22 protein-coding genes are annotated in these 23814 nt (G+C 64.9%); 21 read left to right on the forward strand and 1 reads right to left on the reverse strand.

Features of this window, described 5'->3' with window-relative positions:
• Positions 1–8: 8 nt before the first annotated feature.
• The 20 genes from ACF8LI_RS06920 (at position 9) to ACF8LI_RS07015 (ending at position 21557) form a co-directional block, all read left to right on the forward strand.
• Positions 9–692 (forward strand): tetratricopeptide repeat protein, encoded by a 684-nt coding sequence (locus tag ACF8LI_RS06920; RefSeq protein WP_016447557.1) that lies wholly within the window; start codon positions 9–11, stop codon positions 690–692.
• Positions 693–712: 20 nt separating this feature from the next.
• Positions 713–1870 carry an outer membrane protein assembly factor BamB gene (bamB, locus tag ACF8LI_RS06925; protein ID WP_016447556.1) on the forward strand — a complete coding sequence of 386 codons (1158 nt, stop codon included), beginning with the start codon at positions 713–715 and terminating at the stop codon, positions 1868–1870.
• Between the two features lie 15 nt (positions 1871–1885).
• Positions 1886–3232 (forward strand): ribosome biogenesis GTPase Der, encoded by a 1347-nt coding sequence (gene der / locus ACF8LI_RS06930; protein WP_016447555.1) that lies wholly within the window; start codon positions 1886–1888, stop codon positions 3230–3232.
• 102 nt (positions 3233–3334) lie between these two features.
• Positions 3335–3586, forward strand: coding sequence for an RNA chaperone Hfq (hfq, locus tag ACF8LI_RS06935; RefSeq protein ID WP_012206813.1), 252 nt, complete (start codon positions 3335–3337; stop codon positions 3584–3586).
• Positions 3587–3653: 67 nt separating this feature from the next.
• Complete coding sequence (gene hflX / locus ACF8LI_RS06940; protein WP_016447554.1) at positions 3654–4868, forward strand: GTPase HflX; 1215 nt, start codon at positions 3654–3656, stop codon at positions 4866–4868.
• A gap of 71 nt (positions 4869–4939) precedes the next feature.
• Complete coding sequence (gene hflK / locus ACF8LI_RS06945) at positions 4940–6334, forward strand: FtsH protease activity modulator HflK (protein WP_392414698.1); 1395 nt, start codon at positions 4940–4942, stop codon at positions 6332–6334.
• A 12-nt stretch (positions 6335–6346) separates the two neighbouring features.
• Positions 6347–7237, forward strand: coding sequence for a protease modulator HflC (gene hflC / locus ACF8LI_RS06950; protein ID WP_016447552.1), 891 nt, complete (start codon positions 6347–6349; stop codon positions 7235–7237).
• Between the two features lie 201 nt (positions 7238–7438).
• Positions 7439–8587 (forward strand): ATP phosphoribosyltransferase regulatory subunit, encoded by a 1149-nt coding sequence (locus ACF8LI_RS06955; protein WP_209671919.1) that lies wholly within the window; start codon positions 7439–7441, stop codon positions 8585–8587.
• 39 nt (positions 8588–8626) lie between these two features.
• Positions 8627–10003, forward strand: coding sequence for an adenylosuccinate synthase (locus tag ACF8LI_RS06960; protein ID WP_016451293.1), 1377 nt, complete (start codon positions 8627–8629; stop codon positions 10001–10003).
• Between the two features lie 43 nt (positions 10004–10046).
• Positions 10047–10571 (forward strand): phosphoribosyltransferase, encoded by a 525-nt coding sequence (locus tag ACF8LI_RS06965; protein WP_012206807.1) that lies wholly within the window; start codon positions 10047–10049, stop codon positions 10569–10571.
• A gap of 153 nt (positions 10572–10724) precedes the next feature.
• The gene (locus ACF8LI_RS06970) at positions 10725–11987 is read left to right on the forward strand and encodes a YncE family protein (protein WP_392414697.1); all 1263 of its coding nucleotides are present in this window, start codon (positions 10725–10727) and stop codon (positions 11985–11987) included.
• Complete coding sequence (locus tag ACF8LI_RS06975; protein ID WP_392414696.1) at positions 11987–12805, forward strand: polysaccharide deacetylase family protein; 819 nt, start codon at positions 11987–11989, stop codon at positions 12803–12805. Before ACF8LI_RS06970 ends, ACF8LI_RS06975 begins: the two co-directional genes overlap by 1 nt.
• Before the next feature lie 39 nt (positions 12806–12844).
• Positions 12845–13825: a sterol desaturase family protein gene (locus ACF8LI_RS06980; protein ID WP_016447547.1), complete on the forward strand. Its 981-nt coding sequence runs from the start codon at positions 12845–12847 to the stop codon at positions 13823–13825.
• A gap of 15 nt (positions 13826–13840) precedes the next feature.
• Positions 13841–14740 carry an EI24 domain-containing protein gene (locus tag ACF8LI_RS06985; RefSeq protein WP_016447546.1) on the forward strand — a complete coding sequence of 300 codons (900 nt, stop codon included), beginning with the start codon at positions 13841–13843 and terminating at the stop codon, positions 14738–14740.
• A complete protein-coding gene (locus ACF8LI_RS06990; RefSeq protein WP_392414695.1) occupies positions 14737–15555 on the forward strand; it encodes a competence/damage-inducible protein A in 819 nt (272 codons plus the stop codon). The genes ACF8LI_RS06985 and ACF8LI_RS06990 overlap by 4 nt, the downstream gene beginning before the upstream one ends.
• Positions 15556–15780: 225 nt before the next feature.
• Entirely contained in the window at positions 15781–17196 is a 1416-nt protein-coding gene (glnA, locus tag ACF8LI_RS06995) for a type I glutamate--ammonia ligase (RefSeq protein WP_016447544.1), read from the forward strand.
• A gap of 180 nt (positions 17197–17376) precedes the next feature.
• Positions 17377–17880 (forward strand): hypothetical protein, encoded by a 504-nt coding sequence (locus ACF8LI_RS07000; protein WP_209671913.1) that lies wholly within the window; start codon positions 17377–17379, stop codon positions 17878–17880.
• 30 nt (positions 17881–17910) lie between these two features.
• Positions 17911–18987 (forward strand): nitrogen regulation protein NR(II), encoded by a 1077-nt coding sequence (gene glnL / locus ACF8LI_RS07005; RefSeq protein WP_016447543.1) that lies wholly within the window; start codon positions 17911–17913, stop codon positions 18985–18987.
• 45 nt (positions 18988–19032) lie between these two features.
• Positions 19033–20601, forward strand: a complete 1569-nt coding sequence (gene ntrC / locus ACF8LI_RS07010) for a nitrogen regulation protein NR(I) (RefSeq protein ID WP_016447542.1) — start codon at positions 19033–19035, stop codon at positions 20599–20601.
• 143 nt (positions 20602–20744) lie between these two features.
• Positions 20745–21557, forward strand: a complete 813-nt coding sequence (locus tag ACF8LI_RS07015; protein ID WP_227472451.1) for a hypothetical protein — start codon at positions 20745–20747, stop codon at positions 21555–21557.
• A 15-nt stretch (positions 21558–21572) separates the two neighbouring features.
• On the opposite strand, the gene xth is transcribed toward ACF8LI_RS07015, so the two are convergent.
• Positions 21573–22349, reverse strand: coding sequence for an exodeoxyribonuclease III (gene xth, locus ACF8LI_RS07020; protein ID WP_392414694.1), 777 nt, complete (start codon positions 22347–22349; stop codon positions 21573–21575).
• A 301-nt stretch (positions 22350–22650) separates the two neighbouring features.
• Here xth and ACF8LI_RS07025 point away from each other — a divergent pair, with 301 nt between their 5' ends.
• On the forward strand, positions 22651–23736 hold the full coding sequence (locus ACF8LI_RS07025) for a fimbrial protein (RefSeq protein WP_392414693.1): 1086 nt from the start codon (positions 22651–22653) through the stop codon (positions 23734–23736).
• Positions 23737–23814 lie beyond the last annotated feature (78 nt).

Consider the following 23814-nt stretch of genomic DNA (forward strand, 5'->3'; position numbering starts at 1 on the left):
GGCGATTCATGGCAAACCATTTCGATCTCGAAGAACAAGAGCAGATAGAGCAGCTCAAGCATTTCTGGAATACCTGGGGCACGTTGATCACGGGTGTGCTCGTGGTCATCTTTGTCGGCTTTGCCGGCTGGAATGGCTACCAGTACTGGGAAAAGCGCCAGGCCACCCAGGCTGCCGCTCTGGCGCATGCCGTCGATGTGGCGCTGTCAGGCAAGGATGCGGCGCGCGCCGGCCAGGCCTTTGCCGATCTCAAGGACAAGTACGCCGGCACCACGCAGGCAGCCCAGGCCGGCCTGCTGCTGGCCAAGGCTGCAGTGGACGAAGGCAGGCTCGATGATGCCAAGGCAGCCCTGACCTGGGTGGCCGACAAGGGCGACGAAGGCTACAAGGCCCTGGCCAAGCTGCGCCTGAGCGCCGTGCTGGAGCAGCAAAAGCAGTACGACGAAGCCCTGAAGGCGCTGGATGGCAGCATGCCCGAATCCTTCGCCGGCATCGTGGCCGACCGCCGCGGTGACATTCTTGCGGCCCAGGGCAAGACGGCCGAGGCCATCGACGCCTACCAGCGCGCCCATGCGCTCCTGGACAAGGGCGTGGACTACGGACGCCTGATCGAATTCAAGCTCAACGCCCTGGGCGCCACGCCCACCGTGCTGGCACAGGCCAAGACTTCGACCTCGGAGAAGCAACCTTGAAAACTTCGGCAGATCAACTGATGGCAATCTCGCGCCCGCGTGGCGTTGCGCGCTGGATGGCTCTGGGCCTGCTGGCCGGTGCCCTGGGCGGCTGCTCCACGGTCTCCTCGTGGTTCAGCAGCGACACCAAGCCCAAGCCCAAGGAACTGGGGGCCAACCCCGGCCTGCTGGCAGTGCACCAGGCCTGGACGGCCAAGCTGGGCGCCGAAGTGCCGCTGGCCACCGACATCCATGTGCAGGGTGACACGCTGCTGATCGCGGCCAAGGACGGCAGCGTCACGGCCCTCGATGCGCGCAATGGCAGCCAGCTGTCGCGCTTCACCGTTGGCGAGCCGCTGACTGCCGGCGTGGGTGGCGACGCCCAGCGCCAGGCCGTGCTCACGCGCAGCAACCAGGTCATCGTCTACTCGCAAGGCAAGCAGTTGTGGAAGCAGCCGCTGCCCGCAGCCGCCTACACGCCGCCGCTGGTGGCGGGCGGCCGCGTCTTCGTGCTGGCGGCCGACCGCTCGCTGGCCGCATTCGATGCCGCCAATGGCCGCAAGCTGTGGACCGCGCAGCGCCCTGGCGAACCGCTGGTGCTGCGCCAGCCCGGCGTTCTGATCGCCGTGGGCAACACCCTGGTGGCCGGCCTGTCGGGCCGCATGGTGGGCATCGATCCCGACACGGGTGCCGTGCGCTGGGAGGCCCCGCTGGCCAGCCCGCGCGGCACCAATGACGTGGAGCGCCTGGTGGACCTCGTCGGCCGCGTCAGCCGTGTCGGCGACAGCGTCTGCGCGCGCGCCTTCCAGGCTGCCGTGGGCTGTGTGGATACGCAAAATGCATCGGTGCGCTGGACCCAGCCGTCCAAGGGTGCCGACGGCATCGACGGCGATGGCGAGACCGTGTTCGGCGCCGAAAGCAATGGCACCGTCCAGGCCTGGCGCCGCGGCGACGGCTCGCGCGTGTGGTCCATCGACCAGTTGCAGCACCGCCGCCTGACGGCGCCGTTGATGCTGGGCCGTTCGGTGGTGTTTGGTGATGACTATGGTGTGGTGCACCTGCTGTCCAAGACGGACGGACAGGCGCTGGCACGATTGAAGACGGACGACTCCGGTGTGGCCTCGCCCCCGGTATCGGCTGCCAATACGCTGGTGGTGGTAAGCCGCAGCGGAACTGTGTACGGCTTCCGGCCGGATTGATAGGTATTTTCGGGAATGAAGCCAGTTATTGCCCTGGTAGGGCGACCCAATGTGGGCAAATCGACGCTGTTCAATCGGCTGACCAAGTCGAGGGATGCAATCGTCGCGGATTTCGCGGGCCTCACGCGTGACCGCCACTATGGACAGGGCCGCCAGGGCAAGCACGAATACATCGTGATCGACACCGGCGGCTTCGAGCCTGATGCATCCAGCGGCATCTTCAAGGAGATGGCGCGCCAGACGCAGCAGGCCGTGGCCGAGGCCGACGTCGTGGTCTTCGTCGTCGATGCGCGCCTGGGCATGTCTGCCCAGGACCATGACATCGCCAAGTACCTGCGCCGCCTGGGCAAGCCCTGCGTGCTCGTGGCCAACAAGGCCGAGGGCATGAAGGAAGGCGTGCAGCTGACCGAGTTCTACGAACTGGGCCTGGGCGAAGTGCTGCCGGTTTCCGCCGCGCACGGACAGGGTGTGCGCGGCCTGGTCGACCTGGCCCTGGGCCAGCTCAACCTGCCCGAACCCGAGGAAGACGACCCCTTCGACGATGTGGCCCAGAAGCCCATCCGCCTCACCGTGGCCGGCCGCCCCAACGTCGGCAAGTCCACGCTGATCAACACCTGGCTGGGCGAGGAGCGACTGGTCGCCTTCGACATGCCGGGCACCACGCGCGATGCCATCTCCGTGCCCTTCGAGCGCGCCGGCCAGAAGTTCGAACTCATCGACACGGCAGGCCTGCGCCGCAAGGGGCGGGTGTTCGAGGCCATCGAGAAGTTCTCCGTCGTCAAGACGCTGCAGGCCATCGAGAGCGCCAACGTCGTGCTGCTGCTCATCGATGCCACGCAGGGCGTGACCGATCAGGATGCGCACATTGCCGGCTACGTGCTGGAAAGCGGCCGCGCCGTGGTGCTGGCCGTGAACAAATGGGATGCGGTGGACGACTACCAGCGCCAGATGCTGGAGCGCTCGATCGAGACGCGCCTGTCCTTCCTGAAGTTCGCTCCCATGCACTTCATCTCGGCCGAGAAGCGCCAGGGCCTGGGTCCGCTGTGGAACTCCATCATCCAGGCGCACAAGGCAGCCACCTGCAAGATGCCCACGCCGGTGCTCACGCGCCTGCTGATGGAGGCCGTGCAGTTCCAGACGCCCAAGAAGACAGGCATCTACCGACCCAAGATGCGTTACGCGCACCAGGGCGGCATGAACCCGCCGGTCATCGTCATACACGGCAATTCGCTCGAGCATGTGACGGAGGCCTACAAGCGCTTCCTCGAGGGGCGGTTCCGAAAGGAATTCAATTTGGTCGGCACGCCGTTGCGGATCGAGTTGAAAACCTCTCATAATCCTTTCGCCGACAAGGACAAATAACAAGCCACGGAATTTGGGGAAAACCCTTGTGCAGACAGGGGGCCCAAAACACTGTGGTAAGGTGTCGGTTTACAACAACACTCTTCGAACACGGAGAATATCGTGAGCAACAAAGGCCAACTCCTCCAAGACCCGTTCCTGAACGCGCTGCGCCGCGAACATGTGCCGGTGTCCATCTACCTCGTCAACGGCATCAAGCTGCAAGGCCAGATCGAATCCTTCGACCAGTACGTGGTTCTGCTTCGCAACACCGTCACCCAGATGGTTTACAAGCACGCCATCTCCACCATTGTTCCCGGCCGCGCCGTGAACTTCTCCACGGCCGAAGCTGCCGGCAGCGACGCCAGCGCTTGAGCTCGCTGCGCCCTGATGCCTCCCCGCACAGCCGGGGAGCTTCCTCACCCTTCGGGAGAGGTTTTTCTTGAGTTCTGAATCTTTTGACCGGTCCACGCCAACGCCAGTGCTGCTGGTGGGCGTGGATTTCGGCTTTCCCCATTTCGATGGCGAGTTGGAAGAGCTGGGCCTGCTGGCCGGCACGGCCGGCCTGCGTCCCGTTGCACGCCTGACCTGCAAGCGCAAGGTGCCCGATGCGGCGCTGTTCGTGGGCAGCGGCAAGGCCGACGAAATCCGCATGCTCGCCCAGATGCACGGTGCCCAGGAAGTGCTGTTCGACCAGGCCCTGAGCCCGGCCCAGCAGCGCAATCTGGAGCGCCATCTGCAGATGCCGGTCAACGACCGCACCCTGTTGATCCTGGAGATCTTCGCCCAGCGCGCCCGCAGCCATGAAGGCAAGCTGCAGGTGGAGCTGGCGCGCCTGCAATACGTGGCCACGCGCCTCGTGCGCCGCTGGACCCACCTGGAGCGCCAGATGGGCGGCATCGGCGGGCGCGGCGGCCCTGGTGAAAAGCAGATCGAGCTGGATCGCCGCATGATCGACGAATCGATCAAGCGCACCAAGGAACGGCTGCTGAAGGTCAAGAAGCAACGCGCCACGCAGCGCCGCCGGCGCGAGCGCCATGGCATCTTCAACATCTCGCTGGTCGGCTACACCAATGCCGGCAAATCCACGCTGTTCAACGCGCTGGTGAAGGCGCGGGCCTATGCGGCCGACCAGTTGTTCGCCACGCTGGACACGACCACGCGCCAGCTGTATTTGAACGAGGCCCGGCAATCGGTGTCCCTGTCGGACACCGTGGGCTTCATCCGCGATCTGCCGCACGGGCTGGTCGATGCATTCCAGGCCACGTTGCAGGAGGCGATCGATGCCGATCTTCTGCTGCATGTGGTTGACGCCTCCAATCCGAATTTCCCGGAACAAATCCAACAAGTCCAGAAAGTTCTGAAGGAAATCGGTGCCCAGGAGGTGCCTCTGGTACTGGTTTTCAACAAGCTCGATGCCGTCGATGAAGAGCGGCTTCCAGCGCAGTTGCAGGACCAGTACGAGCTTGACGGGCTACCTGTTTCACGGGTGTTTGTCAGCGCCCGCTCCGGTGAGGGGCTGCCGCAGCTGCGGCAGCTGCTGGCCGACCACGCACTGCGCGCAGAAGCGGAATACGCCGAAGCGCATGGTGGTGAAGAGCGGGGCGAAGGGGAGGTGGATGGCGCGATGCCCCCTGGGCAGGACGCCGAATACTAGGGGCTAGCGCCCTGATTGGGCAAAATGCCGATTGGGTCCCTGTCTTTACCGAAGAAACCGAGACTTCTCGCATGAATCTTTCACAACGCGCCCATCGCTGGGCGATGCTGCCGCAGCGCCTTCGCGGGATGTTCAACCTGAATGATCCGCGCTGGGGACGTGGCGACGACAAGAACGACGATGCCTCGTGCCCCGATGCCGACCGTCCCGCTGCGCCGCCGCCTGCGGAACCCGCACGCGACAACCGCGACAGCCGTGACAACCGTCCCTCCTCGGGTGGGGGTGGCCAGCCGCCGGATCTGGACGAGCTGTGGCGTGACCTCAACCGCAAGCTTTCGGGCCTGTTCGGCGGCAAGCCGGGCGGTGGCCGCGGGCAGCCGCCCGTGCGCAATGGCGGTGGCAGCCAGCCGCCGGACATGCGCAGTGCCGGCATGGGCGTGGGCCTGATTGCCGGCATTGCCTTCATCATCTGGATGGGCACGGGCATCTTCATCGTCCAGGAAGGCCAGCAGGCCGTCATCACCCAGTTCGGCAAGTACAAGAGCACGGTGGGTGCCGGCATCAACTGGCGCCTGCCGTACCCGATCCAGCGCCATGAACTGGTGTTCGTGACGCAGATCCGCTCGGCCGACGTGGGGCGCGACACCATCATCAAGAGCACGGGCCTGCGCGAGTCGGCCATGCTCACCGAGGACGAGAACATCGTCGAGATCAAGTTCGCCGTCCAGTACCGTCTGAGTGACGCGCGTGCCTGGCTGTTCGAGAGCAAGAACCCGTCCGAGGCCGTGGTCCAGGCCGCCGAGACCGCCGTGCGCGAAGTCGTCGGCAAGATGAAGATGGACACGGCGCTGGCCGAGGAGCGAGACCAGATCGCGCCGCGCGTGCGCGACCTGATGCAGACCATCCTGGACCGCTACAAGGTGGGCGTGGAAGTCGTGGGCATCAACCTGCAGCAAGGCGGCGTGCGTCCGCCCGAGCAGGTGCAGGCCGCCTTCGACGACGTGCTGCGTGCCGGCCAGGAGCGCGAGCGCGCCAAGAACGAGGCCCAGGCCTATGCCAACGACGTGGTGCCCCGCGCAGCCGGCTCGGCGGCACGTCTGCTGGAAGAGGCCAATGGCTACAAGGCCCGCATCGTGGCCCAGGCCCAGGGTGATGCGCAGCGCTTCAGCTCGGTGTTCACCGAGTACCAGAAGGCGCCCCAGGTCACACGCGACCGCATGTATCTGGAAACCATGCAGCAGATCTACGGCAACGTGACCAAGGTGCTGGTGGAATCGCGCCAGGGCTCCAACCTGCTGTACGTGCCGCTGGACAAGATCATGCAAGGCGTGAGCGGCAATGTGCCGGCAGCCGATGGCTCGGCTGCCCCCAGCACCCAGGCGCCTGCGCCTGCCGCCATTCCCGGCCTTTCGAACGATGCGCGCAGCCGCGACAGCAGTCGCAGCCGTGACCGCGAAGCACGCTGAGGAGCAGCCCAAGTGAACCGAGTTGGATTTTTCATCACCAGCATTCTTCTGGCGCTGGCGCTGCTCAGCTCCATGCTGTTCGTCGTCGATCAGCGCCAGTTCGGCGTGGTCTATGCCCTGGGTCAGATCAAGGAAGTGATCACCGAGCCGGGCCTGAACATCAAGATGCCGCCGCCGTTCCAGAACGTGCGCTACATCGACAAGCGCCTGCTCACACTGGACAGCACCGACACCGAGCCCATGCTCACTGCCGAAAAGCAGCGCGTGGTCATCGACTGGTACGTGCGCTGGCGCATCTCCGATCCGTCGGAGTACATCCGCAACGTGGGCCTGGATGAGTCGGCCGGTGCCATGCAGCTCAACCGCGTGGTGCGCAACGCCTTCCAGGAGGAAATCAACCGCCGCACCGTGCGCGAGCTTCTGTCCAGCAAGCGCGACGCGCTGATGAACGACGTCAAGCGCGAAGTGCTGGAGACCGTGCGCGGCGCCAAGCCCTGGGGCGTGGACGTGGTCGATGTGCGCATCACGCGCGTGGACTATGCCGAGACCATCACGGAATCGGTCTATCGCCGCATGGAGGCCGAACGCAAGCGCGTGGCCAACGAGCTGCGCTCCACCGGCGCCGCCGAAGGCGAGAAGATCCGCGCCGAGGCCGATCGCCAGCGCGAGATCACCATCGCCAACGCCTACCGCGATGCCCAGAAGCTCAAGGGCGAGGGCGACGCGGAAGCCGCCCGCACCTATGCCGACGCCTTTGGCAAGGACCCGCAGTTCGCGCAGTTCTACCGCAGCCTGGAGGCCTACAAGTCCAGCTTTGCCAAGAAGAGCGACGTGCTTGTGCTCGATCCTTCGCAGACCGACTTCTTCAAGGCCTACCGCAACGGCGGCAGCTCTGGAAAGTAAGAACGCCTGAGCGGCAACGCCGCCCGGCCCATGCACGGCGCCCCTGTTGGGGCGCCGTTTTTTCTTGCGCTGCCGCTGGCGCCCGCACACCGAATCGATTCGGAATACCGAACGCTCCTCGCGGGCCTTGGGACACCCCCAATTTGGGCTGGCCCGCAACAGCCGGTAGAATCACGTTTTTAACAGCCTCCCCCTTTTTCCATGTCTGCTTGGGTCCTGCCGGATCACATCGCCGATGTCTTGCCTTCCGAGGCCCGGCACATCGAAGAATTGCGTCGAGGCTTGCTCGATACCGCACGTGGCTATGGCTATGAACTGGTCATGCCGCCCATGCTGGAGTACCTCGAATCCCTGCTCACCGGCACAGGGGAGGCGCTGGACCTGCAGACCTGCAAGCTCATCGACCAGCTGACGGGCCGCACCATGGGCCTGCGTGCCGATACCACGCAGCAGGTGGCTCGCATCGACGCCCATCTGCTCAACCGCAAGGGCCTCACGCGCCTGTGCTACTGCGGCCCCGTCGTCCATGCCCGCCCTGATCGTCCCCGCGCCACGCGCGAGCCGCTGCAGTTCGGTGCCGAAATCTACGGCCACCAGGGCATGGAAGCCGATCTGGAGGCACTGCACCTGGCGCTGGACTGCCTGCGCAGCGCGGGCGTCACCGACATCAACGTCGATCTGGCCGATGTGCGCATCGTGCGCAGCCTGCTGGCTGGCGTGATGGTGGACATGCAGGTGCTGCGCGGCGTGCATGCCGCGCTGGCCGCCAAGGATGCGAGCGAACTCGAGCGCCTCACCCGGGACTTCCCCGTCGCCTCGCGCGAAGGCCTGATGGCCTTGTTGCAGCTGTACGGCGGCATCGAGGTGCTGGACCGCGCCGAGACGCTGCTGGCGCGCACGGCAGGCGTGCAGCCTCTGCTGGACCAGCTGCGCTGGCTGGCCCAGCGCCTGGAAGGCGTGAACGTGAGCTTTGATCTGGCCGATCTGCGCGGCTATGCCTACTACAGCGGCACGCGCTTCGCCATCTATGTTCCGGGTGCCAGCGACGCGCTGGTGCGCGGCGGCCGTTATGACGAGGTGGGCGCGGTCTTCGGCCGCAACCGGCCCGCCGCCGGCTTCAGCCTGGACATCAAGCAGCTCGTGGCCGTTGTGCCCGAGCGCCCGCTCAAGGCTGCCATCCGTGCGCCCTGGGGCGACGATCCCCAGGTGGCAGCCGCCATCGCGGCATTGCGCCGGCAGGGCGAGACCGTGGTCTGCGTGCTGCCAGGCCATGAAAGCGAAGTGGACGAGTTCCACTGCGACCGTGAGCTCGTGCAGGTTGCCGGGCAGTGGGCCGTGCAAGCCATCTGACGCATTTGTCAATTTCTTCGGATTTCATCGGATTTGAATATGAAAGCTACCAAAGGTCGCAACGTGGTCGTGGTCGGCACCCAGTGGGGTGACGAAGGCAAGGGCAAGCTGGTGGACTGGCTGACCGAAAGCGCCCAGGGCGTGGTCCGCTTCCAGGGTGGCCACAATGCGGGCCACACGCTGGTCATCAATGGTGTGAAGACCGCGCTGCACCTGATTCCCAGCGGCATCATGCGCCCCGGCGTGAAGTGCTATATCGGCAACGGCGTGGTGCTGTCGGCCGCCAAGCTGTTCGAGGAAATCGAAGGCCTGGAGAAGGCCGGCGTGCAAGTGCGCGACCGCCTGCGGGTGTCCGAAGCCTGCCCGCTGATCCTGCCCTTCCACTCGGCGCTGGACGTGGCGCGCGAAGCGGCGCGCGAGCAGGGCGGCACCGAGAAGATCGGCACCACCGGCCGTGGCATCGGCCCCGCCTACGAAGACAAGATTGCCCGCCGCGCACTGCGCGTGCAGGACCTCAAGTACCCCGAGCGCTTCGCCACCAAGCTGCGCGAACTGCTGGCCCTGCACAACCACATCCTGGTCAACGTGCTGGGCTCGAAGAACTTCACCTTCGGTGACGCGCTCAAGCCGTACATCAAGGATGGCGAAGTCCAGTTCGACGCCGTGTACGAAGAAGCCATGCGCCATGCCGAGCAGCTTTTGCCCATGATGGCCGACGTCTCGCGCGAGCTGAACGCCGCGCACGCCGAAGGCGCCAACCTGCTGTTCGAAGGCGCGCAGGGCACGCTGCTGGACGTGGACCACGGCACCTATCCCTATGTCACCTCGTCCAACTGCGTCGCCGGCAATGCGGCTGCCGGTTCCGGCGTGGGCCCCGGCATGCTGCACTACATCCTGGGCATCACCAAGGCCTACTGCACCCGCGTGGGCGGCGGTCCTTTCCCCACCGAACTGGATTGGGAAAAGGAAGGCACGCCAGGCTGGCACATGAGCACCGTGGGCGCCGAAAAGGGCGTGACCACCGGCCGCTCGCGCCGCTGCGGCTGGTTCGACGCCGCGCTGCTCAAGCGCAGCGCCCAGGTCAACGGCCTGTCGGGCCTGTGCATCACCAAGCTCGACGTGCTCGACGGCCTGCAGGAACTGCTGCTGTGCGTGGGCTACGAGCTGGACGGCGAAAAGATCGACCTGCTGCCCATGGGCGCCGACGAGATCGCCCGCTGCAAGCCCATCTATGAATCCATCCCCGGCTGGACCGATTCCACCGTGGGCGTGACCGACTACGACAAGCTGCCGGCCAATGCCCGCCGCTATCTGGAGCGCATCGAGGAAGTGACGGGCGTGCCCATCGCCATGGTTTCGACCAGCCCCGACCGGGATCACACCATCCTGATGCAAAACCCCTACGCCGCCCAGTGAACTGCTGGCGTTTGAACCCCAAGATTGAACCAGGAGCCATTCCATGCTGACGGAAGACGGTCAACACCTGTATGTGAGCTACGACGAATACCACGGACTGATCGAAAAGCTCGCGATCAAAGTGCACCAGTCCGGCTGGGAATTCGACACCATTCTCTGCCTGGCCCGTGGCGGCCTGCGCCCCGGTGACATGCTCAGCCGCATCTTCGACAAGCCGCTGGCCATCATGTCCACCAGCTCCTACCGCGCCGAGGCCGGTACGGTGCAGGGCCATCTGGACATCGCGCGCTTCATCACCACGCCCAAGGGCGAGATTGCCGGCCGCGTGCTGCTGGTCGATGACCTGGCCGATTCGGGCCACACGCTGAATGCCGTGATCGCCATGCTCAAGACCAACTATCCGCCGATCACCGAGCTGCGCAGCGCCGTGATCTGGACCAAGGGCCTGTCCGCGTTCACGCCTGACTACTCGGTGGACTACCTGCCGACCAACCCCTGGATCCACCAGCCTTTCGAGCACTACGACACGCTGCGTCCCGAAAAGCTCATGGAAAAGTGGAAGATCTGAGAGCCGTTGCGCTTTCCAAGGTCCTTGCCTGCAAAGGGAGCCAACCGGCTCCCTTTGTCGTTGTGGCCTGCGTTTTCATGCGTTGTCGTCATGCCTTGATGCAAGTCATGGGTTGGCGCGCTTGTCGCGATATCTCGGGCCAACGTCGCGTAAATGTCGGTTTTTTGCACAGCTTCAAAAGCCGATGCCCTAGAGCGTCCGAGGGCTGAATGGCGCGGCTACACTGCGCAGATTCTCAGAAGGTGGTGCTTTGTGAAACGTCTTTCCGTCGGGCGCTTGGGCGCGGCTGTGGCTTTGGTTGTGGGCGGCGGTGCGCTGGCCTGGCTGGCCGTGGCGTCCCTGCCCGGATCCAAATCGGCCCGTGCGGCCTCAGCCACGCCTGCAGCCGCCCAGGCGCAGGCTGCATCGGCTCAGGCCGCTGCCGTTCCCGCCGCGCCTTCCGTGCCTGCGGCCTCTGCTGCCCCGGTAGCGCCTGTTGCGCGTGTCACGCCGCCGCCGCAGACCCAGGGCCCCACGCCCATCTTCGTGCTCAACTCGCTCGATGCCAACATCAGCATCGTGGACCCGGTCACCTGGCAGGAGACGGCCCGCATTCCCACGGGCAAGGAGCCGCACCACCTCTACCTCACGCCTGACGAGAAATCGCTGGTCGTGGCCAATGCGCTGGGCGATACCCTGACCCTGGTCGATCCGCGCACAGGCGAGGTGCAGCGCGTGATCCGCGACATCATCGACCCCTATCACCTGCGCTTCAGCCCGGACATGAAGTGGTTCGTCACGGCGGCCAACCGCCTCAACCACATCGACATCTACCGCTGGGATGGCCAGAACCCGCAGCTGGTCAAGCGCGTGCCCACGGGCAAGACGCCCAGCCATCTCTGGATCGATGCCAGGAGCACGACCATCTATTCCACCATGCAGGACAGCGATGCCCTGGTGGCCATCGACATCGCCACGCAGACCATCAAGGCCCGCGTGCCCACCGGCCCCATGCCGGCCGATCTCTATGGCAGCCCGGACGGCACCAAGCTGTTCATCGGCCTGACCGGCAGCGATGGCGTGGAAGTGTTCGACATCACCGGCCCCGAGCCGCGCAGCGTGGCCCGCATCAAGACAGCCGCTGGCGCCCACGCCATGCGTGCCGCCGGCGATGGCCGCCACCTGTATGTGAGCAACCGCGTGGCCAACACCATCAGCAAGATCGACATGCAGACCAACCAGGTCGTGGCCAGCTACCCGGCCCCGGGAGGCCCGGACTGCATGGACGTTTCCGCCGACGGCCGCTACCTACTGGTCAGCTCGCGCTGGGCGCGCAAGCTGTCGGTGATCGACACCGTCGAAAAGAAGGTGGTCCAGCAGGTCAAGGTCGGCAAGTCGCCCCACGGTGTCTGGACACTGGCCCACGCGCAGCGCTGATGGACCGCAGACTCTTTGCGCAATCGCTGGCTGGCGCCGCCGCCTTCAGCCTGCTGCGCCCCTCGATGGCCGCAGGGCAGGGCACGGGCTGCGCCAAGACCGTGTACCTGACGTTCGACACGGGCCACATGGGCATTGCCGACCTGGTGGCCGAGGTGCTCAAGCGCCATGGCGTGCCAGTGACCTTCTTTGCCGCCAACGAGCGCACGCAGCAAGGCGACGGCAGCCTGGGCGAGACCTGGGCGCCCTGGTGGCGCGCACGCGCCGCCGAAGGCCACGAGTTCGCCTCGCACACCTACGACCACATGTACTGGCGCGGTGATCTGCGCGCCTCGAAGAACGGTCCGGTCACGGGTTTTCGCGTGCGCCCCTCGGCCGGGCCACGCGCCAACGAGAGCTTCACGGTCGATGCGGCAGGCTATTGCGACGAGATCCGCAGGGCTGCACAGCGGCTGCAGCAGATCACCGGGCGCAAGCCCTTGCCGCTGTTCCGTGCGCCCGGCGGCAAGACCTCGCCCGCGCTGCTGGACGCCGCGCGGCAGGGCGGCTACATGCATGTGGGCTGGTCCAGCGCAGGCTTTCTGGGCGACGAGCTGCCCAGCGACCGCTACCCGAATGCGCAGCTGCTGGCCCAGGCGCTCAAGAACATCCGCAGCGGCGACATCCTGCTGGCCCATCTGGGCATCTGGTCACGCAAGGACCCCTGGGCACCGGCCGTGCTGGAACCTTTGATCACGGGCCTGCTCAAGCAGGGGTTCTGCTTCCGCACGCTGCGGGAGCATCCCGACTATCGGGATTGGATAGCAAAATTCGCATGACATCCGCGCGCGCAGCGCGGCGGGCGATGGGAGCGTGGTGTGGACTGGTGGATTCAGTGGTTCGGTAATGCGCAGCAGCGCCTGTTCGAGGGCGTTGTCCAGCCTGTGCTCTTTTGGCTGGGACAGGCCAGCCTGCTGGAGGATGCCTACGACGCCACAGGCTGGCTGCTGGTGGGCCTGCTGCAGATCTTCATCATGGTGGCCGTGATCGCGCCGCTGCAGTACTGGCGGCCCGTCGAGCCCGTTACCGACCGGCGCGCCATCCATGTGGACATCATCTATACCGTGGTGCACCGGCTGGGCCTGTTCAGGCTGGCGCTGTTCTTCACGCTGGACCCGCTGTGGGACGAGCTCATGGGCCGCCTGCATGTCTGGGGCCTGCCGAGCTTTCACCTGGACGGTGTCTGGCCCGGCGTGACCGATCTGGCCTGGGTCAGCCTGATCATCTACCTGCTGGCCTTCGACTTCCTCGACTACTGGATACACCGGGGCCAGCACAGCATCGGCTGGTGGTGGAAGCTGCATGCGCTGCACCACTCGCAGCGCCAGATGACGGTCTGGAGCGACAACCGCAATCACCTGCTCGACGATGTGATCCGCGACACCATCATCGTGCTCGTGGCCCAGTTCATCGGCGTGGCTCCAGGCCAGTTCGTGGCCATCGTGGCCTTCACCCAGCTCAGCGAGAGCTTCCAGCATGCCAACCTGCGCGTCTGGTTCGGCACCATCGGCGAGCGGCTGTGGATCAGCCCGCGCTTTCACCGCCGCCACCACGCCATCGGCATTGGCCACGAGCCCATGGCGCCCGTGCGCAACAAGAAGGCGCATGGCAACAACTTCGGCGTGCTGCTGCCCTGGTGGGACATGCTGTTCGGCACCGCCAATTTCGAGCTGCGCTTCGATCCCACCGGCGTGCGCGACCAGGTCCAGCCCAATGCCCAGGGCCAGCTGCGCGACTACGGCCAGGGCTTTTGGGCCCAGCAATGGCGTGGGTTCCTAAGGTTGATGGGTCGCGCTTGAGGCTGGGCTCGGGGTATGCTTGCCGGCATGGGCTTGCTACTCGATTCCTTCTGGCGTGCGACGGCGTATTGCCTGCATAAGCGGGTGATTGCATGGTCGCTGTTTCCCCTGCTCTTCATGGCCATCACGGCCTGGCTGCTGGGTTACTTCTTCTGGGCCGATGCCGTGGTCTGGACGGAAGGAGTCCTGCAGGGCGTGGGCTGGCTGCACACGGTCTGGTCCTGGATGGGCGTGCAATCGCTGCCCGAGCTGGTGGCGCCGGTGCTGGTCGTTCTCTCGGTCACGCCGGTGCTGGTCGTGGTCTCGCTGCTGCTGGTGGCGCTGTTCATGACGCCGGCCCTGGTCGAGCTGGTGGCGCAACGGCGCTTTCCGGCACTCGAGCGCAGGCAGGGTGCCACCCTGATCGGCAGCCTGCTGTGGTCGGCCGGCTCCTCGCTGATCGCCCTGATCGCGTTGCTGGTATCGGTTCCATTGTGGTTCGTGCCTCCCCTGGTGGTGGTGATCCCCCCGCTGATCTGGGGCTGGCTGACCTACCGCGTCATGGCCTTCGACGCGCTGTCTGCCCACGCCAGCAAGCCAGAACGCCGCAGCCTGTTCCTGCGCCACCGCCTGGCGCTGATGCTCATGGGCGTGGTCTGTGGCTACCTGGGGGCGGCTCCGGCCATTGTCTGGGCCTCGGGCGTGGTCTTCGTTGCAGCCTTCTGGATACTGATTCCGGTGGCCATCTGGATCTATGCGCTGATCTTCGCCTTCTCCTCGCTGTGGTTTGCCCATTTCTGCCTGGCGGCGCTGCAGCGCATGCGCGAGGAGGAGCCGGCGCTGCCCGAAGCACCCATCATTCCCTACGCTCCCGACGCGCCGCAAGGCTCCGGCACAGCCCCTGTTCCCCCCACCCCGCAAGAAAAGACCACATGACCCTTCAAGTTGGCGCACTCATCATCGGAGACGAAATCCTGTCGGGCAAGCGTGCCGACAAGCACCTTCCCAAGCTGATCGAGCTGCTGGGCGCGCGTGGCCTGTCCCTGGCCCATGCCGAGTACGTGGGTGACGATAGGGCACGCATCACCGACGCCCTGCGCCGCGCCTTCGCATCGCAGGCCGTGGTCTTCAGCTTTGGCGGGATAGGCGCCACGCCCGACGACCACACGCGCCAATGCGCAGCCGAGGCCCTGGGCGTGCCGCTGGCCCTGCACCCGGAAGCCGTGGCCCTGATCCGCGAACGCATGCGCGATGTGGCCACCGAGGAAGGCAAGCCCTACGAGCCCCAGCGGGCCGACAACCTGCACCGGCTGCAGATGGGCAACTTCCCCGAAGGCGCGCGCATCATCCCCAACGTCTACAACAAGATCCCGGGCTTTTCCTGTTCGGGCGCCAGCGGCACGGTGCACTTCGTGCCCGGTTTCCCTGTCATGGCCTGGCCCATGGTCGAGTGGGTGCTGGAGCAGCGCTACGCCAAGCATTTCCACAGCACGGTGCAGCGGGAGCATTCGGTCATCGTCTACGGCGGCATGGAAGCCACGCTGACGCCGCTGATGGTGGCCATAGAGCGCGACCACCCGGGCGTCAAGGTGTTCAGCCTGCCCAGCGTGGATGATTCCAAGCACGGCCGGCACATAGAACTTGGTGTCAAGGGCGAAGCTGGTGCCGTCACCAAGGCCTGGCCCACGCTGCTGGAAGGTTTGCACTCATTTGGTGCAAGTCGTGGCCCTGAATTGGTGCGCAATATCTGATTTACGGCCCTTCATCCAAATCTGCACCGATTTGGTGAGTGGTCACTCGGGCCGGGCCAGGCTGCAATGTCATCCACAACGCCCACGCAAGGCGGCAGAATCACGGGGCTGGCGCGCCAAGCAGGTGCCAGTCTGCGGGCATGCACTCAATGGATGCAGCCTGGCACGCAAACTGCTTAAGAGTATTTATCTTTTTTGATCAGCCAGATTGGCAGGAGAGATCTGATGGCAAAGACCGTTGCAGACGTGTTGAACATGGTGAAGGAGAACGAGGTCAAATTCGTGGACCTTCGTTTTACGGACACCCGTGGCAAGGAGCAGCACGTCACGGTGCCGGTGTCGCACTTCGACGAAGACAAGTTCACCTCGGGCCACGCCTTCGACGGCTCGTCGGTGGCAGGCTGGAAGGGCATTGAAGCATCGGACATGCAACTGATGCCCGATCCCGCCACCGCGAACATCGACCCCTTCTTTGAAGAGACCACGCTGTTCCTGCAGTGCGATGTGATCGAACCCGGCGATGGCAAGGCCTACGACCGCGATCCCCGCTCGGTGGCCAAGCGTGCCGAAGCCTATCTGAAGGCCTCGGGCCTGGGCGATACCGCCTACTTCGGTCCCGAACCTGAATTCTTCATCTTCGACGGCGTGCGCTGGAACACCGAACCCGGCAGCACCTTCTACGAAATCGAAGAGTACGAAGCCCCCTGGAATTCCGGCGCCAAGTTCGAGTCCGGCAACCGCGGCCACCGTCCGCGCAACAAGGGCGGCTACTTCCCCGTGCCGCCCGTGGACAGCACCCAGGACCTGCGCGCCGAGATGGTGCTGCTGCTCGAACAACTGGGCATTCCCGTCGAAGTGTTCCACCACGAAGTGGCTGGCGCCGGCCAGAACGAGATCGGCACCAAGTTCTCGACCCTGGTGGAGCGCGCCGACTGGACACAGGTCATGAAGTACGTGATCTGGAACGTGGCCAACACCTACGGCAAGACCGCCACCTTCATGCCCAAGCCCTATCCGGGCGACAACGGCTCCGGCATGCACGTGCACCAGTCCGTCTGGAAGGATGGCAAGAACCTGTTCGCAGGTGACGGCTATGCCGGCCTGTCCGACTTCGCGCTGTACTACATCGGCGGCATCATCAAGCACGCCCGTGCCCTGAACGCCATCACCAACCCCGGCACCAACAGCTACAAGCGCCTGGTGCCCGGCTTCGAGGCTCCGGTCAAGCTGGCCTACTCGGCCAAGAACCGCTCGGCATCGATCCGCATCCCCTACGTGGCCAACCCCAAGGGCCGCCGCGTCGAGGCACGCTTCCCCGATCCGCTGATGAACCCCTACCTGGGCTTCTCGGCCCTGCTGATGGCGGGTCTGGACGGCGTGGAAAACAAGATCCATCCCGGCGAAGCCGCGACCAAGGATCTGTACCACCTGCCCCCGGAAGAGGACAAGCTGGTGCCCACGGTCTGCCACAGCCTGGACCAGGCCCTGGAAGCACTGGACGCAGACCGTTCGTTCCTGACCAAGGGCGGCGTGTTCTCGGACAGCATGCTCGATGCCTACATCGAGCTGAAGATGGGCGAAGTGACCCGTTACCGTCAGGCCGTGCACCCGGTCGAGTACGACATGTACTTCTCGCTGTAAGGCGGGTCGGCAAAAAGGCGGCGCAAGCCGCCTTTTTTGCTTTCGGCCAGGACCTGGGTATGCTGGGCGCGGAACCAAAAGGGGTTGTCCCGCTCAAGAAATGACGTCCAGCCCGGAAGATGGAGCGATACTTGCCCGGACAAGCCGGGCCCTTCCGATCTGGCTACCCGAGGGAATGGAATGAAGAAACTGTTTGTGTCGCTGCTGCTGCCGCTGCTGTCGGTAGGAGCCTGGTCCCAGGACGTGATCTACCGCTGCGGCAACGAGTACACCAACAACGTCAGCCAGGCCAAGGCCAAGGACTGCAAGCCGGTGGACGGCGGGCATGTGACGGTGATCCATGGCGGCAGCAAGCCGGCGGCCTCGGGCGGCGGCCAGGCGCCGCGCACCTCCGCCGCTCCTGCGGCAGGATCGCCCGCTCCGGCCAAGGTCAACAGCAGCGCCCAGAAGGCCCGCGACTCCGATGCGCGGACCATCCTCGAAAGCGAGCTGGCCCGCGCCCAGGAGAAGCTGACACAGCTGCGTCAGGAGTACAACGATGGCAATCCCCAGCGCACCGCATTGGAGTTGCGCAATCCCCAGGGCTATCTGGAACGTGTCGAGCAGCTCAAGAGCAGCATCTCGCGGCAGGAAGGCGATGTCGCCGGCATCCGCCGCGAACTGGATCGACTTCCCAAGAACTGACGGGCCCGAGCGGCCCATGCGAGCCCGGCCATGATCCAGGACGACCGGCCGGCGCCCCCGGCCTCCTATCAGGCGCTTGATCTGCTGTGCACGCTGATGACCGTGCTCGACGAGCAAGGCGCCGTGCTTTTCGCCAACGCGGCCCTTGAGAACGCATTGGGCCTGTCGCGCCGCATGCTCGAAGGCAGCGAGCTGGCAGCCTGCTTCACCGAGCCGGCCTTGCTGGACAAGGCCTTGCGCGGCGCCCAGGACAACGACTTCGCTGCCCTGCGCTTCGAGGCCAGCCTGCACCGCGTGGGGGGCGATGCGCTTCCTGTGCACGTCACGGTTTCCCTGGCCGAGCGGCCCGGCCATGTGCTGGTGGAGTTCTGGCCGCTGGAGCAGCAGGCACGCCAGGACCGCGAGGAGCGTTTGCGCGAGCAGGCCCAGGCGCACAAGGAGCTGATCCGCAACCTGGCCCACGAGATCAAGAACCCGCTGGGCGGCATCCGTGGCGCGGCCCAGTTGCTGCAGATGGATCTGGACGCGCCCGAGCTGCGCGAGTACACCGAAGTCATCATCCACGAGGCCGACCGTCTGCAGGCGCTGGTCGACCGGCTGCTGGCGCCGCACCGCCATCCGCACGAGGTCGGTGACGTCAACATCCACGAAGTCTGCGAGCGCGTGCGTTCGCTGGTGCTCGTCGAGCATCCTGCAGGGCTGACCATTACGCGCGACTACGACATCTCCATTCCCGAGTTCCGGGGCGACAGCGCACAGCTGATCCAGGCCGTGCTCAACATCGTCCAGAACGCGGCGCAGGCCTTGCACGAACGCATCGCGGCCGGCGATGCCGAGATCATTTTGAGAACCCGTGTGGCGCGCCAGGTAACTTTTGGTCGCCAACGCTACCGGTTGGCATTGGAATTGCATGTGATCGACAACGGGCCAGGCGTTCCCGATGCCATCAAGGAGCGGATCTTCTATCCGCTGGTATCGGGAAGGGATGGCGGTTCGGGACTGGGGCTGACGCTGGCGCAGACCTTCGTGCAGCGCCACCAGGGGCTGATCGAATGTGAAAGCCAGCCGGGCCGCACGGATTTCCGCATCCTCATTCCCCTGCCTTGAGGCCCACGGAAGTCAACACTGCAACAAGGGAAGGAAGCACCACCAATGAAACCGATCTGGATCGTGGATGATGACCCTTCCATCCGCTTCGTGCTGGAAAAGGCACTGGGCCGGGAAGGCTGGGCAACGCGCAGCTTCGTTCAGGCGCGCGACGTGCTCACGGCACTGTCCGATGTCGATGCCAGCGACCCGGCGCGCCAGCCACCACAGGTGCTGGTCAGCGATATCCGCATGCCCGGCGGCTCCGGCCTGGAACTGCTCGAGCAGATCCGCGCCCAGCAGCCCGGCCTGCCCGTCATCATCATGACCGCGTACTCCGACCTGGACAGTGCCGTCTCGGCCTTCCAGCGCGGAGCCTTCGAGTACCTGCCCAAACCCTTCGACCTGCCCAAGGCGGTGGAGCTCATCCGCCGCGCCGTCGAGGAAAGCCTGCGCGAGGACGTGGCCGAGGCACAGGCCCCGCTGCAGGCCGAGATGCTGGGCCAGGCGCCTGCCATGCAGGATGTGTTCCGCGCCATCGGCCGGCTCAGCCAGAGCCAGGTCACGGTGCTGGTCACGGGCGAGTCGGGCTCGGGCAAGGAACTGGTGGCGCGCGCGCTGCACAAGCACTCGCCCGTGGCGGGCGGCCCCTTCGTGGCCATCAACACCGCCGCCATCCCCAAGGACCTGCTGGAGTCCGAACTGTTCGGCCACGAGCGCGGCGCCTTCACGGGCGCCCAGACGCAACGGCGCGGCCGCTTCGAGCAGGCCGAGGGCGGCACGCTCTTTCTCGATGAAATCGGCGACATGCCTTTCGACCTGCAGACGCGCCTGCTGCGTGTGCTGTCGGACGGGCATTTCTACCGCGTGGGCGGCCACCAGGCCGTCAAGGCACATGTGCGCGTCATCGCCGCCACCCACCAGGACCTGGAGCAGCGCGTGCGCAACGGCGCCTTCCGCGAGGATCTGTTCCACCGCCTCAACGTCATCCGCCTGCGCCTGCCCGCGCTGCGCGAGCGCAACGAAGACGTGCCCATGCTGGCACGCCACTTCCTGCAGCAAAGCGCGCGGCAGCTGGGCGTGGAGCCCAAGCGCATGGGGGTCGATGCCATGCAGCGGCTGCAGTCGTTCGCCTTTCCCGGCAACGTGCGCCAGCTGGAGAACATCTGCCACTGGCTGACCGTCATGGCGCCAGCCCAGGTCATCTCGGTCAAGGACCTGCCTCCCGAGGTGCTGGGCGAGGCCGCGCCACCCGTGGGCGGCGGCAGTGCCGGCGTGCCCGCACCGGTGGTGCTGTCGCATGCGCCGGCCGTGGCGGAAGAGGGAGTGGGCCGCATCGCCATGCCAGCCCCGTCGCTGGCCCAGCCGCATGACGGGGGGCTGGCCACGTCCGACCTGGACTGGGTGCATCTGCTGGGGCAGCAGGCGCGCCAGCTGCTGGAGCACACCCAGGCCCAGGGGCATGGCGAGGTCTGGGACCAGCTGTCCCGCCGCTTCGAGGCGCAGTTGATCCGCTCGGCCCTGGCCGTCACCCACGGCCGCCGGGTCGAGGCCGCCCAGCGCCTGGGCATAGGCCGCAACACCATCACCCGCAAGCTGCAGGAGCTGGGCATGGACGAGGACGCCTTCGAGTAAGGCAAGCCGGCGGGCGGCCGGGCCCTTGCCTTGGCAAGGGTCCGGCTCCTACAGGCCGGCGCCCGGGGTGCTGACGGGCCGTACCGCCCGGGCTTGGGACAATGGAGTCCTCTTCGCTGGAACGGCCTACGTCCCGACCTATCGTGCCCACAGTCCTCTCCAACCTCTGGCAAAAGGCCAAACCCGCCCGCCCGGGCGTGATGTACCCATCGACACCGCGCAAGCTCGGCGAGCCGGTCGATGCGTACTGGCATGACCGCTATTTCCTGGAGCCGTACTTCGTGCCGGGGCGCGGCTACGACCAATACCGGCCCGCCTATGCACTGGGCTGGAAGGCTTCCCTGTCGCCGGAACACGCGCAGCAGGATTTCGAGTCCGCAGAAGCCCGACTGGAAGAACGCTGGGAGCAGGAACGGGGCGGCAGCCTGCTGCACTGGAACCAGGTGCGTGAGGCCGTGGAGGCCTCCTGGCTGCAGGCGCGCCGGCGCACGCCCGCACAGCCTGCGGCTTCCACGCTGGAACTGCAGACCACGGCGCTGCTCAATGCCGTGCTGGCCCTGGGTCGCCAGGCCCATGTCCGGTTGGGCGAATGCATGGATCCCATGCCCCAGGGACTGATAGGCCAGGTACTGGCGCGCCACTTCAATGCCAGCCAGGTCTTGGTCGATGACCTGGAACGCGCCATCGACGCCAACGGCGGCGTGGTGCTGCCCGTGCGCGACAGCCGTGCCGCACTGCGTCGCAACGCCTTCTGGGACGGGCTGCTGGGCAGGGAAGAGGGCGCGGACTACGTGCTGGACCAGGCCGAGTCCTGCCAGCAGCAATGGCTCAGCGCCTATGAGGCCGCCGAGCAGGCACGCCTGCCCAGGGCGCTCAGCGAGATTCTCCACCGCCAGTCCCTGATGCTGCGCGGCCATATCGAGGCCATCCACTGGCTGCGCCGCTACATGCTGTAGCGCAAGTCCGAAAACCTAGCCCAATGTCACGACGACCGGCGCATGGTCGCTGGGCTGAGGGTTCTTGCGCGGCGCGCGGTCCACGATGCAGGCGGTGACGCTGGGACGCAAGGCCTCGCTGACCAGGATGTGGTCGATGCGCAGGCCCCGGTTCTTCTGGAAACCCAGCATCCGGTAGTCCCACCACGAATAGCTTTTCTCGGGCTGGTCGAACATGCGGAAGGCATCGGTCAGGCCCAGCTGCAGCAGCGCCTGGAAATGCGTGCGCTCTTCCACCGTGTGGTGGATGGTGTCCTTCAGTCCGATCGGATCGTAGGAGTCGCGGTCCTCGGGCGCCACGTTGAAGTCGCCCACCAGCACCAGGCGCGGATGGGCTGCCATCTCGCTTTTCGCCCAGTCCTGCAGCGCCTGCAGCCAGCGCATCTTGTAGGCGAACTTGTCGGTGCCCGGCGCCTGCCCATTGACGAAGTAGCCGTTGATCAGGCGCACCGGGCCGCCTTCGGCATCGAGGGTGGCGGCAATGATGCGGGCCTGCTCGTCATCCAGGCCCGGGATATTGCGCACCACGTCGTGCACCGGCGTGCGCGTCAGCCAGGCCACGCCGTTGTAGGTCTTCTGTCCATGGCTGACCGCGTGGTAGCCGGCCTCCTGCAGCGCCTGCAGCGGAAACTTGTCGTCGGTGAGCTTGAGTTCCTGCAGCGCCAGCGCATCGACAGGGTTGGCCTGCAGCCAGGCCAGCACCTGCGGCAGGCGCACGGACAGGGAATTGACGTTCCAGGTGGCGATTTGCATAAATAAATCCAATTAAATCAAATGGTTGCGTGATTTTTCGATGGCTGCTCTTGTGGTGGTTGCCAGCCTGTTCACCCGAAAAATCATGCCCTTGCCGCAGCAGTCAGCCCCTATTTTGATGCGCGATTGCGCTTGGGTGTTTTTCAGGCGATTCGGCAGCGCGGCTGTCAGCCCTGGCTTCGGCCAGCGTATCGGCATGCGGGGCCATTGACGTGATGGGGCCTGCCTCGCCACGACCTTCATGGCACCGGGCAGACCTTGAATCAGATTGATCTGATTTCATCTCGGATGAAAGGTGCCTATGATTGAAAATTTACCAAGGAAATGCGGCCTTGGAATTTTTTATTATCCGGAGGTATTCAGAATGCATATATTCATAGGTGCTTTTTGCAGAATAAACAAGGCTGTCATGATACTTATTTTTGCAATGATGGCCACCTCCGCATGGTCCCAATGCGAAATTAAAGATACAAGTGATGGGGCAGGCTATTACAAGTATGTGTTCAGTAATTTCAATCCCCCAGAATTCAATCCCACTGTGGCCAAGAACACGGTGATTTACTCAAAAGCCGCTGTGGCGGTACTGAGTAATGGGGTTGGCAAGAGATTGATGAATTGTAAGCAACGGGTCATGGGCTATAGCGTAGGTAAATCTACACCAGTCAATAATATATACCCGACGACAGTCGAGGGTATTGGAATGAGGGTTTCGACTATACATGGTGCTGCGCCTGTAAGTACTTCGGAGCATTCCGATCACCCCGGATCTTTTGCATATCAATTTTCCGATGTCAAAGTTGAGTTGATCAAGACCGCAGATGGCGATATCACTGCAGGTGGCGTGCTGGACAGCGATTTCCTGTACGAACGCGCGACTGATGCATCTGGCCAGATTCTCGCTCAATACAGCTTTTCCTCGCCCGTCGTCCTCCGGCCCAGGGTGCCCACCTGTACCCCACAGGCGCCGGAGCCCGTGCGCATGGCCCAGACTGTCGCTCAAAAACTCACCTCAATCGGCTCAACCGGTGCTCCCCGCTCCTTCCTCATCTCGTTGTTGTGCAAGGGCGGCATCCCAGGTTCGTTGACCAACGCCTATGTCACGCTGACGGACGTGGAAAATCCTGCAAATATCGGGAATGTTTTGACCCTGTCCAAAACCTCGGTGGCAAAAGGTGTGGGTGTGCAGATCCGCAAGGATGACCAGATACTGGGCTTTGGCCCGGACTCCAATGCCGCCGGCAACAGGAATCAATGGTTTGCAGGGTCTGTTGCCTACGGGCAGGAGCGGTTGGATATCCCGCTGACGGCGCGCTATGTCAAGACCGAAGAGAACGTGACCATAGGCAGTGCCAATGCGGCGGCGACCTTCACCATCAGCTACCAGTAGTTCCCCCTGATCCCTTGCGCTTTCGGTCTGACCGCTGGCAGGCCATTCAGCGTGGTCAGGCAAGACTGCGGGTGCGTG

The sequence above is a fragment of the Delftia sp. WSY_12 genome (genome assembly GCF_043104645.1).
GTDB lineage: Bacteria > Pseudomonadota > Gammaproteobacteria > Burkholderiales > Burkholderiaceae_C > Comamonas > Comamonas tsuruhatensis.